The sequence below is a fragment of the Pseudanabaena yagii GIHE-NHR1 genome (assembly GCF_012863495.1).
GTDB classification, from domain to species: Bacteria; Cyanobacteriota; Cyanobacteriia; order Pseudanabaenales; family Pseudanabaenaceae; genus Pseudanabaena; species Pseudanabaena yagii.
Window position 1 is genome coordinate 2,989,210 of the sequence record NZ_JAAVJL010000001.1, and the last position, 15,871, is coordinate 3,005,080.

The 15,871-nt window shown below is 42.6% G+C and carries 17 protein-coding genes; 13 read left to right on the top strand and 4 right to left on the bottom strand.

What is annotated here, in order from left to right:
- The first annotated feature begins 70 nt into the window (after positions 1 to 70).
- A complete protein-coding gene (gene purB / locus HC246_RS13640; RefSeq protein WP_169363854.1) occupies positions 71 to 1,366 on the top strand; it encodes an adenylosuccinate lyase in 1,296 nt (431 codons plus the stop codon).
- 97 nt (positions 1,367 to 1,463) lie between these two features.
- On the opposite strand, the gene HC246_RS13645 is transcribed toward purB, so the two are convergent.
- Positions 1,464 to 2,219, bottom strand: a complete 756-nt coding sequence (locus HC246_RS13645) for an SIMPL domain-containing protein (protein WP_169364596.1) — start codon at positions 2,217 to 2,219, stop codon at positions 1,464 to 1,466.
- A gap of 169 nt (positions 2,220 to 2,388) precedes the next feature.
- Here HC246_RS13645 and HC246_RS13650 point away from each other — a divergent pair, with 169 nt between their 5' ends.
- The 3 genes from HC246_RS13650 to HC246_RS13660 all read left to right on the top strand — a co-directional run bounded on the left by HC246_RS13650 (position 2,389) and on the right by HC246_RS13660 (position 6,171).
- Positions 2,389 to 2,730, top strand: coding sequence for a nucleotidyltransferase family protein (locus tag HC246_RS13650; RefSeq protein ID WP_263972478.1), 342 nt, complete (start codon positions 2,389 to 2,391; stop codon positions 2,728 to 2,730).
- 9 nt (positions 2,731 to 2,739) lie between these two features.
- Complete coding sequence (locus HC246_RS13655; protein ID WP_169363855.1) at positions 2,740 to 4,038, top strand: P-loop NTPase fold protein; 1,299 nt, start codon at positions 2,740 to 2,742, stop codon at positions 4,036 to 4,038.
- Positions 4,039 to 4,149: 111 nt separating this feature from the next.
- On the top strand, positions 4,150 to 6,171 hold the full coding sequence (locus HC246_RS13660) for a tetratricopeptide repeat protein (RefSeq protein WP_169363856.1): 2,022 nt from the start codon (positions 4,150 to 4,152) through the stop codon (positions 6,169 to 6,171).
- Between the two features lie 14 nt (positions 6,172 to 6,185).
- Here the strand turns inward: HC246_RS13660 and HC246_RS13665 are convergent, their stop codons facing one another.
- Positions 6,186 to 6,332 carry a hypothetical protein gene (locus tag HC246_RS13665; RefSeq protein WP_225902953.1) on the bottom strand — a complete coding sequence of 49 codons (147 nt, stop codon included), beginning with the start codon at positions 6,330 to 6,332 and terminating at the stop codon, positions 6,186 to 6,188.
- 262 nt (positions 6,333 to 6,594) lie between these two features.
- Here HC246_RS13665 and HC246_RS13670 point away from each other — a divergent pair, with 262 nt between their 5' ends.
- Positions 6,595 to 7,251 (top strand): DUF2834 domain-containing protein, encoded by a 657-nt coding sequence (locus HC246_RS13670; RefSeq protein WP_169363857.1) that lies wholly within the window; start codon positions 6,595 to 6,597, stop codon positions 7,249 to 7,251.
- A gap of 34 nt (positions 7,252 to 7,285) precedes the next feature.
- On the opposite strand, the gene HC246_RS13675 is transcribed toward HC246_RS13670, so the two are convergent.
- A complete protein-coding gene (locus HC246_RS13675) occupies positions 7,286 to 8,143 on the bottom strand; it encodes a fructosamine kinase family protein (protein ID WP_169363858.1) in 858 nt (285 codons plus the stop codon).
- Positions 8,144 to 8,309: 166 nt separating this feature from the next.
- Between HC246_RS13675 and HC246_RS13680 the strand changes: the two genes are divergently transcribed.
- The 4 genes from HC246_RS13680 (at position 8,310) to HC246_RS13695 (ending at position 10,499) form a co-directional block, all read left to right on the top strand.
- Positions 8,310 to 8,618: a hypothetical protein gene (locus HC246_RS13680; protein ID WP_169364598.1), complete on the top strand. Its 309-nt coding sequence runs from the start codon at positions 8,310 to 8,312 to the stop codon at positions 8,616 to 8,618.
- Between the two features lie 104 nt (positions 8,619 to 8,722).
- Positions 8,723 to 9,070, top strand: a complete 348-nt coding sequence (locus HC246_RS13685) for a LapA family protein (RefSeq protein WP_169363859.1) — start codon at positions 8,723 to 8,725, stop codon at positions 9,068 to 9,070.
- 95 nt (positions 9,071 to 9,165) lie between these two features.
- Entirely contained in the window at positions 9,166 to 9,990 is an 825-nt protein-coding gene (locus tag HC246_RS13690; RefSeq protein ID WP_169363860.1) for a segregation/condensation protein A, read from the top strand.
- A gap of 74 nt (positions 9,991 to 10,064) precedes the next feature.
- Complete coding sequence (locus tag HC246_RS13695; RefSeq protein ID WP_169363861.1) at positions 10,065 to 10,499, top strand: PPC domain-containing protein; 435 nt, start codon at positions 10,065 to 10,067, stop codon at positions 10,497 to 10,499.
- 78 nt (positions 10,500 to 10,577) lie between these two features.
- On the opposite strand, the gene HC246_RS13700 is transcribed toward HC246_RS13695, so the two are convergent.
- Positions 10,578 to 12,776, bottom strand: a complete 2,199-nt coding sequence (locus HC246_RS13700) for an NACHT domain-containing protein (protein WP_169363862.1) — start codon at positions 12,774 to 12,776, stop codon at positions 10,578 to 10,580.
- A gap of 666 nt (positions 12,777 to 13,442) precedes the next feature.
- Here HC246_RS13700 and HC246_RS13705 point away from each other — a divergent pair.
- From HC246_RS13705 to HC246_RS13720, 4 genes are all read left to right on the top strand, one after another.
- Positions 13,443 to 14,000: a protoglobin domain-containing protein gene (locus HC246_RS13705; protein WP_169363863.1), complete on the top strand. Its 558-nt coding sequence runs from the start codon at positions 13,443 to 13,445 to the stop codon at positions 13,998 to 14,000.
- A 37-nt stretch (positions 14,001 to 14,037) separates the two neighbouring features.
- Positions 14,038 to 14,496: a hypothetical protein gene (locus tag HC246_RS13710; protein ID WP_169363864.1), complete on the top strand. Its 459-nt coding sequence runs from the start codon at positions 14,038 to 14,040 to the stop codon at positions 14,494 to 14,496.
- 57 nt (positions 14,497 to 14,553) lie between these two features.
- Complete coding sequence (locus tag HC246_RS13715; protein ID WP_169363865.1) at positions 14,554 to 14,925, top strand: roadblock/LC7 domain-containing protein; 372 nt, start codon at positions 14,554 to 14,556, stop codon at positions 14,923 to 14,925.
- Positions 14,926 to 15,267: 342 nt separating this feature from the next.
- Complete coding sequence (locus HC246_RS13720; RefSeq protein ID WP_169363866.1) at positions 15,268 to 15,810, top strand: GTP-binding protein; 543 nt, start codon at positions 15,268 to 15,270, stop codon at positions 15,808 to 15,810.
- Positions 15,811 to 15,871: the final 61 nt, after the last annotated feature.

Here is a 15,871-nt window from a genome sequence, read left to right on the forward strand (position 1 = left end):
CAGGTGTTAAACATTTATCTAGAAAAACTTGCTATAATTAAAAATTGTGATTATTTCAAGAGCGTAAGTTTTGATAGAACGCTATACGTTACCCGAAATGGGTCGGTTATGGACGGATCGCCATAAATACCAAACTTGGTTGCAAGTTGAGATCGCCGTTTGCGAAGCACAGGCAGAACTAGGATATATTCCTGCCGATGCTGTCGAAGAAATTAAGGCGAAAGCAAACTTTGATGCCGATCGCGTCAATGAAATTGAGTTAACGGTCAAGCACGACATGATCGCGTTTTTGACCAACGTAAATGAATATGTAGGTGATGCAGGACGCTATATTCACCTCGGCTTGACTAGTTCCGATGTGCTAGATACGGCTCTAGCAGTGCAATTAGTCGATAGCTTAGAAATCATCCAAGCCCAGTTAGAAGAAGCCATCCAAGCAATTCGCTACCAAGCCCAACAACATCGCTACACGATTATGTCGGGTCGGACGCATGGTATTCATGCGGAGCCAATTACCTTTGGATTTAAGCTCGCTGGCTGGTTAGCGGAAATGTTGCGCCATCGCGATCGCCTATTGAACTTAAATAAAACGATCGCTGTCGGCAAAATTTCGGGCGCAGTCGGTACTTATGCCAATGTTGACCCACGCATTGAAGCGATCGCCTGTCAAAAGTTGGGACTACAGCCCGACTGTGCATCGACGCAGGTAATTTCTCGCGATCGCCACGCCGAGTTCTCGCAAGTATTAGCCCTGATCGGCGCATCGATTGAGCGCTTTGCAGTGGAGATTCGTAACCTTCAGCGCACCGATGTCCTCGAAGTGGAAGAGCATTTCACCAAGGGACAAAAAGGTTCCTCAGCGATGCCCCACAAACGTAATCCGATCCGTTCGGAACGTTTAACAGGTATGGCGCGTTTGTTGCGTGGCTATGCAACTACGGCTTTAGAAAATGTGGCGCTATGGCATGAACGCGATATTTCCCACAGTGCGGCGGAACGGGTATTGCTCCCTGATAGCTGCATTCTCACTCACTTCATGCTTCGAGAAATCACGGACTTGACCAAGAATCTGTTGGTGCATACCCACAACATGGAGCGCAATCTCTATTGTTATGGTGGTGTGGTCTTCAGTCAGCAGGTGTTGCTAGGACTAGTCACTAAGGGCTTGAGCCGTGAAGAGAGCTATGCGATCGTCCAGAAAGCTGCTCACCTTGCATGGAATAAAACCGACGGTGATTTCCGTAAGTTAATCAGCGAAGATGAAACCGTGAAGAAAACTTTCTCCGAAGAAGAGTTAGCCGCTTGTTTCGATCCCAATAAGCATTTGAAGAATCTTGACCAGATTTATCAAAGGTTAGGAATTTAGTTTTGGGCTTTTAGCTTTTAGCCATTAGCTTTTAGCTTTTTGACAACTTTCTTTTCGATAACTTGAAGCTAAAAAGGCGGCGCAAAGCGCCGCTTTTTTATTCGACTGCAAAGGTAATCGCGACTACGGCGCGGATATCTTTGTCGATGGTGGTGGTGTTGTATGCGCCACTGTTGCTGACTTCGGTGGAATATCGGGCAGTAATTTGGAAGACATCGGTTTCGGCTTTGCGGATTGTGCCGAGGCGACTGCCTGAGACATTGACGATCGCTTCACCTCTCGCCTTAGCATCCTTAGTCGCTTCAGAAATCATATCTACCCGCAATTTGCCGAGTTCTGTATAGAGATATTCCGCAGGTTCGGAAATGAAGGGCAAACCATCATTAATCAATTCCGTACTCGATCGCGCGATCGCGGTAATTGCATCGACATCTTTGGAACGGATTTCAAAACGCTGGACGAGGCGATAGGCAATGGTTCGACCTGTTTGCACGCCGTTACTATTTGTTTCGGGAATCGGTTGCGTATCGATCGCACTCAGGGTGATCGCCTCATTGGGAATATTTTTGCTCTTGAAGTAGGTTTGCACTTTTTCGGAATGGCGCTTCAGTTCTTGGTAGGCGAGGGGCAATGTGGCTTGCTGGCTAGAAACGGAACTTCGCCAAATCACAAAATCGGAACGAATCGGACGGGTTGAGGAACCAATTACAGTCAGGTTGTCGTTTGACCTGAGCGATCGCAGGGCATTACTGGCGAGATAGGCGCTACCGACGAGGGCGATCGCAAGGGCGAGCATTCCGCTAAAGAGTTGGGGAAATGCTTTGGGGGTTGGGGCGTTAGATTCTGGCAGCATGGCTTTGTGAGGAATCACTAAGTTAGCTGACGCAAAGCGTTGGGATTGGTTACGGGATGCAATAAATCGCAACGATCATATTCCCGAAGTTTCCCTATTATTTCCTAGATTGCCCTTATCATTGAAATTAATGTTTTGCTAATGCTCAATACAAAAATAATTTTGCAAAATGAAACTAGCAGATCGAGATCTTGAAATCGTAAATGCAAATAGTACGGTGTTGTCTTGCGAAGAGGCGATCACATTATTGCAAGAACACCGTGAGATGATCGCGCAGTTTCATGTTTCAGCTTTGTTTTTGTTTGGCTCGGTGGGTAGAAATGAGGCAAATGTTAAAAGTGATGTAGATTTGTTGGTGGAATTTGAGAAGCCTGTCGGTTTGTTTACCTTTGCGCGGTTACAACGTTATTTGGAAAAGGTTTTAGGTTGTGCGATCGACTTGGGGACACCTGATTCTTTGCAGCCTTATTTTCGTGATATCGTGCTAGCAGAATCAAAACGTGTCTTCTAGAATTAAAGTATGAGCGATCGCATCGAACAATTTCAGAAAGCTTCGCGTAACTTGCAGTTGCAGCCCCTTTTGACTGAAGAGGAGCGCCAAAAATTTATGGTGGATTATGGCAGCGAGTGTATTGATTCATTGGAGCAGAAGGTTTCAGGTTGCGATGAAAATACTAATCAGTTTGTGTTTGCGGGACATCGTGGTTGTGGCAAATCGACCTTGCTATGCGATTTTGCTCAGCAAATGGAGGGACAATTTTTTACGGTGTTTTTCTCAATATCTGATTTAATTCAGATGAAAGAGATCAGCCATATTAATATTCTGTTTGCGATCGCCTTGAAGATGATGGAAAAGGCGGAACGGGATAATGTAAAAATAGCTGATGATAAAAAACAAGCTTTTTTTGATTGGTTTAAGGAACGCACGAAGACGGAAACCGTTGAGCTAAAAGGTCAGATGAGTGCGGGTTTGAGTCTGTTTGATGTAATTAAAAGCAAACTCTCGACCGAACAAAGTACTAAGGAAGAGATTAAGACTAAGTTCACGCAAAATTTCCGTGATTTGATAGAGACTTTAAATGAGATTGCGACAGAAATTAAGTTGGCAACAAAATTAGAAATCTTGGTCATCGTTGATGATCTTGATAAGACAGATTTGGCGCAAATCGATGATATTTTCCAAAAGAATCTCAAGGCTTTGCTTCAGCCTAAATTCATTATCATTTACACAGTGCCGATCGCTACGATTCGTGATGGTAAGCTGAAAAAGTACATTGAAGACGAGACGGGTAATCGCATTTTTGTAATGCCCGTGCTGAAGCTTTATCCGATGGGTGAAAGCCGCAAACCTGACGGTAAGCCAAATCATAATGCGATCGAGATTTTACAATCGGTATTAACGCGACGGATTGATCCTGATTTGTTTGAGGCTGGAATTGAGGTAAAAATTGCGCTGAATAGTGGTGGTGTGTTGCGTGAGGTGATGCGAATTACGAAGGAATGTTGTGATTTAATTTTGGTGAAGTTAAGGCAGCAAATGCGGCGTAAGCAGAATATTGAGAATTTGAAAATCGATCAAGCGATTTTGGCTGAGGCTCTGGATAATATTCGCAATGATATGAAGATTACTTTGAGTAAGAGCGATCGCCAAATTTTGCTACAAACCTATGCAAACTATACGCCCGATGATCCTAAAGAGCAGGAGTTTTTGGATTTGTTGCATAATCTAGTAGCGATCGAATATCGCAATCGTGAGAGTTGGTATGATGTGCATCCTTTGATGGTAGAGCAGTTGAAGATTGAGAAGTTGATTCCGTAAGTAATGTTGTCTAGCCCCCTAAATCCCCCAATACTGGGGGACTTCAAGAAAAATCTTGTTCCCCCAGTATTGGGGGCTAGGGGGCGAAACCTGTAGCCGTAGCAAGAGAAAATGTCTGACTTAATTGTTCTCAATGAGGAAAATGCGAAGGTGTACGATCGCTTGGTCGTGTCCCTTGAGGCTGGGTTGGGAACTTTGCAGATTTTGCTGGCGGTATGTGATAACTCGGCATTGCGGCAGGAGATTATCCGACGCTATGGGTCGGAGTTGGAGGCGCAGGGGGTGCGGGTCTATCGGTTGGCGCTAAATCCTGATGAGCCGAGTTTGTTGCAGGCTTTGATCGATGGCAAGATTGATATTAATCAACAGGCGATCTCGACGGTGTTAGGGGCAGAGAAGTTAAGTAATTTGGGTGCGAATAATCGCGAAAAGTTAGATAGTTTTCTTGGCTATTTGCAATGGACAAGGGAGGCTTTGCGGGGTTATCCTTTGCCGATTGTGTTGTGGTTGCCTTCGGCGGTATTGGTGGAGGTCGCCCAAAAAGCGCCCGATTTTTGGAGTTGGCGCAGTGGTGGAACGTTTCAGTTTGGCTTTGCGAAGTTGAATTTGCCAATTGATGATGCTGTCAAAGACCCGATATTCAAGCCAATTGATAATCCTCAAAAATCAAGTTCAGTTCTGTCGATCAGACAATTAGAATCTTCTCTTGCAGAGGCTTTGGTTACTTGGGGTGAGGATAGTGCAAATATTGAACCAATTTATGCATTATTGGGAAGAGCTTATGTTGAGCGAGTATGGAAAGGCGAAACGGAAAACTTAAAGCTTGAGATTGAGTTAGCAGAAACTTATCTTAATAAGGCTATAGAATTACAAAAAAGATTTAATCGCAAATCTGATTTAACTTTTTCTCTCTCTTATTTAGGTTTTATGTATTCCAGATTAGGAGATTGGAACAAAGCAGAAACTTTCTACAAACAATGTTTAGCAGTTGAAGAAGAATTAGGTATTCGCACGGGTATGGCAAGTTCTTGGGGACTATTGGGAGACATCGAGCGCAATCGTGGCAACTGGGATGCGGCGGAATCTCTCTACAAATTAAAACTTGAAACTTGTACTGAATTAGACGATAAGCATGGAATGTCACAAGTTATCGGTACATTAGGAGACATCGAGCGCAATCGTGGCAACTGGGATGCGGCGGAGTCTCTCTACAGGCAATCTTTGCAATTAAGAACTGAATTAGGCGATCGCGCGGGTATGGCTATGATTTGGGGTCAATGGGGAGGACTTGAGCAAATCCGTGGCAACTGGGATGCGGCGGAATCTCTCTACAGGCAATCTTTGCAATTAAGGACTGAATTAGGCGATCGCGCGGGTATGGCAACTTCTTGGGGAGTATTGGGAGACATCGAGCGCAATCGTGGCAACTGGGATGCGGCGGAATCTCTCTACAGGCAATCTTTGCAATTAAGAACTGAATTAGGCGATCGCGCAGGTATGGCTTCTATCTGGGGACAATGGGGAGACATCGAGCGCAATCGTGGCAACTGGGATGCGGCGGAATCTCTCTACAGGCAATCTTTGCAATTAAGAACTGAATTAGGTGATCGCGCGGGTATGGCAACTTCTTGGGGAGTATTGGGAGACATCGAGCGCAATCGTGGCAACTGGGATGCGGCGGAATCTCTCTATCAGCAATCTTTGCAATTACATGAAGAGTTAGGTGATCGCGCGGGTATGGCAACTTCTTGGGGACAATTGGGAGACATTGAGCGCAATCGTGGCAACTGGGATGCGGCGGAATCTCTCTACAAGCAATATTTGCAAATATGTACTGAATTAGGTGATCGCGCGGGTATGGCAACTTCTTGGGGAGTATTGGGAGACATCGAGCGCAATCGTGGCAACTGGGATGCGGCGGAATCTCTCTATCAGCAATCTTTGCAATTACATGAAGAGTTAGGTGATTCTTACAAAATTGCTGTAAATTTTTCTGATTTTGCCTTACTCGAAAAACAACGCGGAAATCTCACCCTTGCTCAGCAATATTACGACAAAGCAAAAAACATCTATCAACAACTCGGCGCAATCAAAGACCTAGAAGAAATTGAAAAGGAATGGCAGCAACTTTAATCTGAAATATGGAATTATTTCTGCAACAACCTTGTTTCTAAAATAGATTTAACTTCCTCATCCGTAGGTGAAGGTGCGTCAGTCTTGGCAATACCTATTAAACTCGCCGCAATACCATTATGTTTGATAGCTGTCGAAGGTTCTGATCGTAGCGGTTTCATAGCTGTCTAGGGCATAGGATCAACTTATATGAAATTATACCAAAGTCTCCAATTTAACTTTGCACTAATAAACTGACCAAGGCTCTTGCGGATAAAAAATTTCCCACCAAAGTTATCTAGCTTCGACTTCGCTCAGCTAAAGTTGGCTGAGCGGAGTCGAAGCCACAGGTACTTTAATTAATCGCAAGTCCCTAAACGATCGCAACTTATCACCAAAACTATTTCTAGGTTTTAATAGGACTAGTAAGCAACTATTTGATTTATGCCTAATAAACTTGGATTTTGGTTGATTTGGATTTTATTTTCGGTCTATGCCTTCATCTTTGCGCCGCCCGATCGCCCCGACACCTTGCAACTAATTCTCAAGTTGAGTACGGGAGACTGGCAAGGCACAAACGCCTTGATCGTTGCCCTGTTTAACCTCATGGGCGTATTTCCCTTCATTTATGCCTGTATGCTAGCCAGCGACGGACGAGGACAAAAAGTACCCGCTTGGCTATTTGGCAGCCTCTCATTTTTGGTCGGAGCCTTTGCTTTACTTCCCTACTTCGCCCTGCGCGAACTAAATCCCACCTTTATCGGCAAAAAGAATCGACTGATTTCCGCCTTAGAGTCACGCTGGACAGGGATTGGACTTAGCGCGATCGCCATTTACTTTCTCGTCTATGGATTCGCCAATGGTGACTGGGCTGATTTTATCCAGCAATGGCAAACTAGCCGATTTATCCATGTGATGACATTAGACTTCTGTATGTTGTCACTGCTATTTCCTTGGTTACTCAGCGATGACATGGAAAGACGCGGCATGACCGACGATCGCTTTTTTACATTTATTGCCCTAGTTCCCCTAGTCGGCGCATTGATTTATCTCTGTTTGCGATCGCCTTTAATCGAAAGCGAACAAGAAGCAACCGCTTAAAATATCAATAAGAAAGAGCGCTTTGCGCTCTTTCTTATTGGCAGATACTTTCAATCATCCGATTAGCTTGGGAGCCGTAGCCGCCGCCAAAGAGATTGAAGTGATTGAGAATGTGATAGAGATTGTAGAGAGTCTTGCGCTCTTTGTAGCCAGCATCAAGAGGATAAGCCGCATTGTAGGCGCGATAAAACTGCGATGGAAAGCCACCAAATAACTCAGTCATTGCTAAATCCACTTCGCGATCGCCAAAATATAGCGCAGGGTCGAAAATCACAGGCTCACCCTTGACAAAGGCAGCATTGCCACCCCAGAGATCCCCATGCACCATCGAGGGTTGTGGCTGATAATCGCGAAAAAATTTAGGTAGAGCCGCATAGATTTTCTCTTCGGGAATACTGCAACGCCAACCTTTGCGTTTCGCTAAACGAATTTGAAAAGCGAGCCGATATTCACGCCAGAAATCCAGCCAACTATTTGTCCAATTGTTAATCTGGGGAGTTGTACCAATCGTATTGTCACGATCCCAACCAAACCCGCGATCTCTCGTCACCCGATGCATCGCCGCTAGATACCGACCCATCGCTTCCCAATCCTGACCTCCACCTAAATCGAGATTTTCCATCACCAAATAAGCTGCCTCACCAGCGATCCCCCAACAGATCGGCTGGGGTACGCGCATTGTTTTGGTCGCATACATTTGCTGGAGTGCGATCGCCTCCGCCACAAACATATCTAACTGATTAGCGGTATTTGTTTTTACAAAAAAATCACGCTTTCCATCGGATATTTTAGTGGTCTGGTTAATGCAGCCACCCGACTGCGCTTGACGGCGATCGCTTGTAAATTTTGCACCCGTTGCCTGCGAAATAGCGATCGCAATTTCATCCCACATAGTTTTTAATCCGAAATACACAATTGAGTAGAGGTTTAGCCTATGTTCTCAATAAAACGTAACCCCAAAATTTAAAGACGGTTCGTATACTGTGAACTAACACAATGACTTAAATAATTGAATCAACAATTAATTTTTAAAAACTACCTTAAATTGGTGCAATATGATGAACGACATTGGTAAGTATCGCTTTGTTTGTACCCTTACTCTCAGCGACATTCTGGGTCAGGTAATTGTTTGGCTAGGCGTAATTTTTGCCTCCCTTGCGGCAGCACTCTCCCTGATGAGTAAACCCGTTTATTCCTTTGGAGCAGTTGGCTTAATTGTAGTGACATCTCTACCATTTTTGCTCTTTACCTTCGTCACCACATTATTTAATCACATTGATATTGTGCCTCTCACCGAAGAGGAAATTAAGCGTAACAATTCCAAAATATCAGGTGTACGCAAAACCGTAGCTAAAGCTTCTGTATAGAGCAAAGAGGGGTACATTTTGCCCCTCCTTTGCTCTATGGACATTATGAGCATTGTTTGATAAACCATTAGCTAAGAAATTTTTAGAAACAAGGTTTAATCACTGTGCGCCAGCTTAATTTTGTTGTTATTTTTGTCGTTGCTCTTGCTTTAGTATTGTTTGCCCTAGAAAATACTGCTGCTGCTCCTATCCAAATCATTCCCCAAATTAAAGTCGCAGCACCGATTTCCGTAGAGCTAATTTTAGCAATGGGCTTAGGTGCAGTCTTAGCTTGGATTTTTAGCGTTTGGTCGGGGTTGCAAAAATCGATCGAAATGCGTAACCAGAATATGCAAATCCAGAATTTAAAAGAAACTGTTGAAAATTTAACTGTTGAGATTGAAGAGCGCAAACGCTTGGTCTCTGCTTCAGCGATCGATGTCGAGATTGATGAAGACAAATCTAAAAACTAAAAATAAAGGGCGCTTTGCGTCCTTTATTTTTAGTTTTTTATGGATAGATCGCTCCAATCGGTGATATTTTTAAACATCCGCTTCTCGCAAGCTCCATGACCCTATCGATCGCCGAATCAGTTACCAAAGATGCCATTGCCTTATTGATTGACCTTGCAGAACGTGGCGAGATCGATCCGTGGGATGTACAGGTTATTGATGTGGTTGATCGCTTTTTATCACGGCTAATTGTGAGCGATCGTCGTGATTTATATGACTCAGGACAGGCGATGCTCTATGCAGCGATGTTGGTCTTACTTAAGGCAAACTCCTTATCAGAAAGTCAAAGTGCCTATGACCAAGCCGAAGAACTTGCTGGGGAGTTAGAAGAATTAGAGTCTGAAGTCGCAACATCTCTACGCCTGCCTACGGATTTTGATAAGAGGCTGCGGCGCTTACCTGTTGCCCTGCCTCCTAAAGCCCGACGGATTACCCTCGAAGAGTTAATTGCCCAGATCGAAGCGATCGCCGAAATTGTAGATCGTAAAAGTAGTAAACCTGCCAAACGCCAGAAACAAAGTAAAGTAGCGCGTAAGGCTGCAATGAAAGCGATCGCCCAACTCGCCCACAAAGAAAATCTCTCAGAGATGGTGGAAGAAATTGAGCGTTATTTTTTACTACATCCCGATGAAGAGATTGAGATATCGGATTTAGCCGCAGTATTTAATGATCGTGTGGGCGTATTTTGGGGCTTACTACTAATGTCTTCGCAGTCCAAGGTGGAATTATTTCAAGAAGAATTTTATGGCAAAATTCAAATCGTCCCGACGGTTAAAACCGCAACTATCAAGGAAGTCCCCTTTGCCAACAGCACATCTAATTCCACAGTAGAATCTACTCAGCTACAATTGACATTCTCTGAATTAAAAGAAGTTTCGTGAAATATTTAAGCCGTTCTGACCGTCATCATTTTCGTTGTTTTCCAAGAATCTCGACTACGCTCATTGCTGGGATCATGACTAGTGCCATTATTAATGTAAGTGCGATCGCCCTTGGTCTAGGCTCCGTACCTGAGGCCTTCGCGCAAAGTCGCAATGTCTATAAACCCACAGCAATATCGAGCGGCTCAGAAATTAATGACCTTCTCACGGATAAAGATATTCCTACAGGTCAGAAAGGTTTTGCCCGTGACTATATCCTCGAAGCACAGAAAGATGAGCGTTTAGAAATCACGGTAAATTCGGGAAGTTTTGATACGGTTTTGAGTTTGCTCGATACTAAGGGTGAGGTAATTGCTGAAAATGATGATGCGGCAAGTGATACCACCAACTCTTTGATCTTTTTTAAAGTTCGGCAGTCAGGGACATATACGATCCGAGTTTCTTCTTTTGGTGGCAGTAGCGGTGGCAAATTTACACTAAAAGTTACCAAACTCCGTGTCGTGAATTAGTCAATTTTGTATCCCTACCTGCTTAAAAAGTGAGAGAGGGTATGCGTAGCACACCCTCTCTAGGCTTGCGGCACAAGCTTATATGCCTGTAATGCGGAGAATTCTTGATTCGATTTCTTCCCATACTTTGCGAGAAACCGCGATCGCAATATTCTTGCATTTCACCATTAATAAATTGGCGTATAGATAATTTTCGAGGGATTCCACTTCATGATGGGAAATTTGATTTAAGTCCACGGGTAGATATAAAGTTTGTATCCAGACCCGACTGATCTGATTACGAAAATCTTCGCGAACTTCAAAGGGTTGATCGTAGCTGGGGACTTGATCAATTAAAGATTCCAATCTAGCACTCAAAGCCATAAAATTAATATATCTCTTGTCAAAATCAATCTTCACAAGAGTTTGTTCTAGATCATTACATAGCTGGATCACTAAATTAAGTTCAGTATTACTATCAAAATCCAAAGCTTGAGCGAGACTCAGCGATAAATCTGAGGCAAACACTTTATCGAAATTAGGTGATAAATCAAAAGTACAATATAGCTCACGGGCAAGTTCTAACATTCTCGTCAAAACAAGTGCAGGCGAGATTTCCGCTAAAAACCGAGGACGTGCCAAAAACAATGCGGCAATACGTTTAGCTACACTTTTTTGTGTCCCCCGAGAATGAATATTAATCTGTTCTATCCATTCTAAAATATCGCTTAGTTTATTTGTATTAATATAACTGGCAGCCTGTATCTCTATCGATAACAACAGTTCTTCAACATTGCCATTAGCAATTCCTGCAAGTAATAGAAATATATTCTGCCAACGGCGATCGCTCAAGTGCTGTGGAACTATCTGTTTTACTAAATTGTGATTGTAGATGTAGCGAGCTACAAAATATTCCTGAAAAGTAATATGGCTAAAGGTGAAACTCGTTAAACCTGCAACAGTATTGATTTTGCAAATTCCTATCTTCTGTAAAACTTTTAATAAGTTAAAACTAACTTCAACTTTTTCTAACACCCCAATATAGCTAGTTAAGATTTCCTGTAAATATTCTGTCAAATCTTGAAATGGCAGGAGCGACTGACATAGCTCAAAGCTCTTATAGGCAATCTCCGTCAGCAGAATCTCTAAAATGTCGGTACTAATAATATTTTGACCTTGATCATTCAATAATTGATAGTTCAGTACCTGCTCCTCTAAGACTAAATTGATTGCTTTTTGATAAAGACCACTCACATTGCTCGGTAAACTCAATCGGCGATCGCATAGCAAGCATAAAAATGATAAAGACAAAGGCGAATTGGCTAAGTCTCTGGCAACTGCATTTAATTGCAAGATTTGCCAGCAGCGTTGCGCTTCCTGTGATGCTATATCAGCAAGCTTGGAAGAATCATTAGAAGTCCCATTTACATCTCGATTAGCTCTAGATTCATAGTTGATCGTAAACCACTTATGAATATATTCCTGAATATGTAAATCATCCCAAGTTTGCATTTCTAATTCTAAGAACTGCCCCAAATTCCTTTGGTAAGACACCAAACGACTAGAAACAATGTAACGGTTATGCGGATAGGCTTTGACAAATTCTTTTAAATGTTGAGATAGATACCTTTGCGATAAGGTCGATTCATTTAAACCATCCACCAAAATTAATAGGTTCCCTTGCTCTAACATCCATATGGTAAGCTCACGAGATTCAGGGAAACCGCATTTCTCAAATTCCTCTGCGATCGCCTGTAGTAAATTGTCCGTATTCAGACAAAATTTCCACAAATGGATAAACACAGGCAAAACATCATGCTTATATCGGGATTCTGGATAGTACAAAGCCTCTAATCCAATGTATTTTAAGAAAGTCGTCTTCCCCACCGTAGGCTTTCCTAAGATCATTAGATAGACTTCTTCATTAGCAATATTCAATCCCAACAGATTATTGCCTTTACTGTAGTTACTTCTCTGAAGGTCGTGAGCAAAGGCTTCTTCCAAATCATTAACTGATTCAAAACTACGGACAGAGGTATAGGCTTGAAATTTCTGACCGATATAAATGGAAGATAGGGTTGTTAGTTTTTGACTGCCAAATATCTGCGTAAATGCATAGGACTTGATATAGTTACGTGCATATTGACTTGCTGCTTTAGAGATGGCATGAACAAAATAAGCTTCATCAATCTCGCCTCCCCTCTTTCTAACGCTTTCTGGAAATCCTGATAATGCAGCCTTGAATCTTTGCACAACCTCGCGAATAGTTTGTTCTTGCTTAATATTCATCGCCAACATAAATTTACCAAAACTGTCCTATTTCCATCTCCTAATAATAATCCTAGTTTATGGTTAATTGATAAGTTTGCAAGAACGATAAGAGATTTATCTACAAAGTAGTAACTCATCAGAATCTTAGGAATGGCATATCCAAAAAAGTTTTATTAAGTTTCAGTTAAGAAATAACTGGATTTCACAACAAATGTTACAAAAAAATACAAACAAAAACTATGGCACACGCTGCGCGTGTGCCATAGTTTTTGTTTGTGCTACGTATAATGATCGCTGATTAAGCAATCCTAATTCATTTAAGGGAATTACAGGCTGTGATTTCATTCAAACAGTCAAATGCTCACTGGTTGAAGCTGCAATCCATCTCAATTCATTATTTAAGACAGCCTAAAGTTATTTTATAGTTATATTTTTTTTAAGAAGCAATTTTTTGTGTTGAATATTACTCATAGCATCTATAATTAAGGATGTGTTGAAAGAAATAAATTTGCGCTATCTAAAAACACGACAGAATCAATCACCTAAAGTTAACCACTTAAATCTACAGCGCTTAGTCTCATAAAATAGTCTTCCAAAGACTAAAGTTTAGATTAAGAAATCTATCTGGGGGAGATAGAAAAGTTGTAGAGAAGAGTTGTGTTGTTCTTTAACAAAATTATCAAGGAATGGTTTATGACTCTTGATCCACAAGTTTTCATGACAACAATGACGCAACGGATATCTTTCTCGGATGCAGATAAAGCTTTACTCAAGGCAAATGCAACATGGGGAAATACGATCGCACGCCAAATGGCAGAGGTTTTCTATGCCTATTTAGCGCGTGATGCCGAAATGAACGCCATCCTTACAGCAAAAGAAGGACGAATGCATCGTCTAAATGAAACCTTCATAGAATGGTTTGGAGAAATGTTTACAGGGATGGATGATTGGGGAAATGCTTATGCGGCACGTCGTTGGCGCATTGGCTTAGTCCATGTCCAGATTGGCATTGGACCACAACATGTGGTTCCCGCCATGGCAACCGTCGTCAACGAAGTGGGAAAGCAACTCAAATCAGCAGGTCTCCCTGAGGATCTTAGAGATGCGTTAGGACGGATTTGTATGATTGATTTGGCTTTCATTGAGCAAGCCTATGTCGAAGTTTCTTCGCAAGCGGTTTTACGCGAAACGGGATGGACTGAGGGGTTATTCAAACGCATGATCTCCACAGGCGCAGCCAGCATGAAGTAGGAATGCATTGTAGTTTTTGATTATTTTTGAGGTTTTTATGCGTCCAGAGCTTGGCGAATTTAGCAGTATTGTTTGTTTTAAAGCGATCGTAACTGGAGCTGAAGAGGCTCTAGGTGAAAAGGCGGCAATGATCACACTAATTGCCGCAGGTCGTCATCGTGGTAAACAACTAGCCGAACAACTTGGCATTGTCGGAAAAGGAACATCCCATGCCGATCTGGTTCCTCTTCTCCAAAAAGCATTAGGGAAAGATGGGACTAGACTCTGCATTATCGACAAGATTGAACAAGTTGATGCAACTATCAAGGTCTACTGTCGAGAGACTATTTGTTCTGCTGGTGAACCTGAAGGCTCGCCTCGGAAACTAACCTTTACCCTAGGAGCAATCCAAGGGGTGATTGAACAGGTTATGGGAGAACGCCTACGTGGTAAACAAACAGAATCAGTTCTACGTGGCAGTACCCACGATGTCATTGAGTTTGAAGTGCTCGGGTAGTATCACCTTCTCAGACTCTATATCTATAAATAACAATTCAAATCAAGGAGAGAACAGATGAGCATTAATGTTGTGAAGTTGGAAAGTATTTTACAAAACTTGGTCACTAGTACCAGTGATGTACAGGGAGCTGCACTTGTATCACCTGATGGACTACCTTTAGCCTCGACTTTACCAAGTGGCATGGATGAAGAAAGAGTTTCTGCAATGTCAGCAGCTATGCTCTCATTGGGCGAACGTATTGGTAATGAGCTAGCTAGAGGTACGATTGATCGCCTTTATGTAGAAGGTGACAAGGGCTATGGCATTCTCACTAGTTGTGGTGAGGAAGCTGTTTTATTGGTGTTGGCAAGCAAGGCTGCCAAACAAGGTTTATTAATGTTAGAGATTAAGCGTGTCACAAGCGAACTGAAAGCTGCACTTAGTTAAGTCACACTTAATTAAAACGTTGTGAACTGTAGGAAAGCCTCTTTGCCAAAGGCAAAAGATCTAATCCTCAGAAACAAGGGGCTTAAGCCCCTTGTTTTTCCTAATAGTTCAGATTGTGGTAGTGCTAAGGATGGCATAAGGGACTTGACGAGAAAAAAGATACCACCGAGTTTGTATGGCTTCGACTTCGCTCAGCCAACGTTGACTGAGCGAAGTCGAAGCCGTAGGTACTTTAATTAATTGCAAGTCCCTAACTTTAGGTTTAGGATGCTTGGCGTGATCTTAAGCTCTAGATCACTACCCAGATTGTAGAATGACAAAGGGAAGGGACAAGAGAGAGTTATGGAAATCATGCGGTTAGTTGTGGCTGGTACTGTTGGCGCAGGGAAGTCAACTTTTATTCGGACTGTGAGTGAAATTGATGTCGTCGATACCGATCGCCGAGCTACAGACGAAACAGCAGAGATCAAACATAAAACTACGGTTGCCATGGATTTTGGGCGATTAACCTTTGGACCAGATATGGCTCTACATATTTATGGAACCCCTGGACAACAGCGTTTTGACTTTATGTGGGATATTTTGATCCGTAAAGCCCATGCATTTATTTTATTAGTGGCAGCACATCGCCCCCATGAGTTTCGCTATGCCCGTCGCATTCTCAGCTATATGAATCGGCGCGTTCAGATTCCTTACATTATCGGAATCACCCATATGGATTGTGAAGGAGCTTGGTCAAGTGAGAATATTAAGCTAGCATTAGGGTTTGTTGATCAAAAAAATCAACCACCCGTGGTGGTTTTAAATGCGGAAGAACGCGATACAGTCATTCAAGCGATCGTGGCTTTAGTGCAATACTATATCCAAACTAAATCCGTTGCTTGATTTTTGGAATTGATTGATTTTGTTATAGTTGCTTTAATTGATCTTGTTAGGAATTACGGCT

Coding starts and splice junctions, on each gene's coding strand:
- HC246_RS13705 (WP_169363863.1), top strand. CDS start 13,443: ATGACTCTTGATCCACAAGTTTTCATGACAACAATGACGCAACGGATA.
- HC246_RS13690 (WP_169363860.1), top strand. CDS start 9,166: ATGACCCTATCGATCGCCGAATCAGTTACCAAAGATGCCATTGCCTTA.
- HC246_RS13665 (WP_225902953.1), bottom strand. CDS start 6,332: ATGAAACCGCTACGATCAGAACCTTCGACAGCTATCAAACATAATGGT.
- HC246_RS13700 (WP_169363862.1), bottom strand. CDS start 12,776: ATGTTGGCGATGAATATTAAGCAAGAACAAACTATTCGCGAGGTTGTG.
- HC246_RS13720 (WP_169363866.1), top strand. CDS start 15,268: ATGGAAATCATGCGGTTAGTTGTGGCTGGTACTGTTGGCGCAGGGAAG.
- HC246_RS13660 (WP_169363856.1), top strand. CDS start 4,150: ATGTCTGACTTAATTGTTCTCAATGAGGAAAATGCGAAGGTGTACGAT.
- HC246_RS13695 (WP_169363861.1), top strand. CDS start 10,065: ATGACTAGTGCCATTATTAATGTAAGTGCGATCGCCCTTGGTCTAGGC.
- HC246_RS13645 (WP_169364596.1), bottom strand. CDS start 2,219: ATGCTGCCAGAATCTAACGCCCCAACCCCCAAAGCATTTCCCCAACTC.
- HC246_RS13670 (WP_169363857.1), top strand. CDS start 6,595: ATGCCTAATAAACTTGGATTTTGGTTGATTTGGATTTTATTTTCGGTC.
- HC246_RS13715 (WP_169363865.1), top strand. CDS start 14,554: ATGAGCATTAATGTTGTGAAGTTGGAAAGTATTTTACAAAACTTGGTC.
- HC246_RS13710 (WP_169363864.1), top strand. CDS start 14,038: ATGCGTCCAGAGCTTGGCGAATTTAGCAGTATTGTTTGTTTTAAAGCG.
- HC246_RS13655 (WP_169363855.1), top strand. CDS start 2,740: ATGAGCGATCGCATCGAACAATTTCAGAAAGCTTCGCGTAACTTGCAG.
- HC246_RS13675 (WP_169363858.1), bottom strand. CDS start 8,143: ATGTGGGATGAAATTGCGATCGCTATTTCGCAGGCAACGGGTGCAAAA.
- HC246_RS13680 (WP_169364598.1), top strand. CDS start 8,310: ATGAACGACATTGGTAAGTATCGCTTTGTTTGTACCCTTACTCTCAGC.
- HC246_RS13650 (WP_263972478.1), top strand. CDS start 2,389: ATGAAACTAGCAGATCGAGATCTTGAAATCGTAAATGCAAATAGTACG.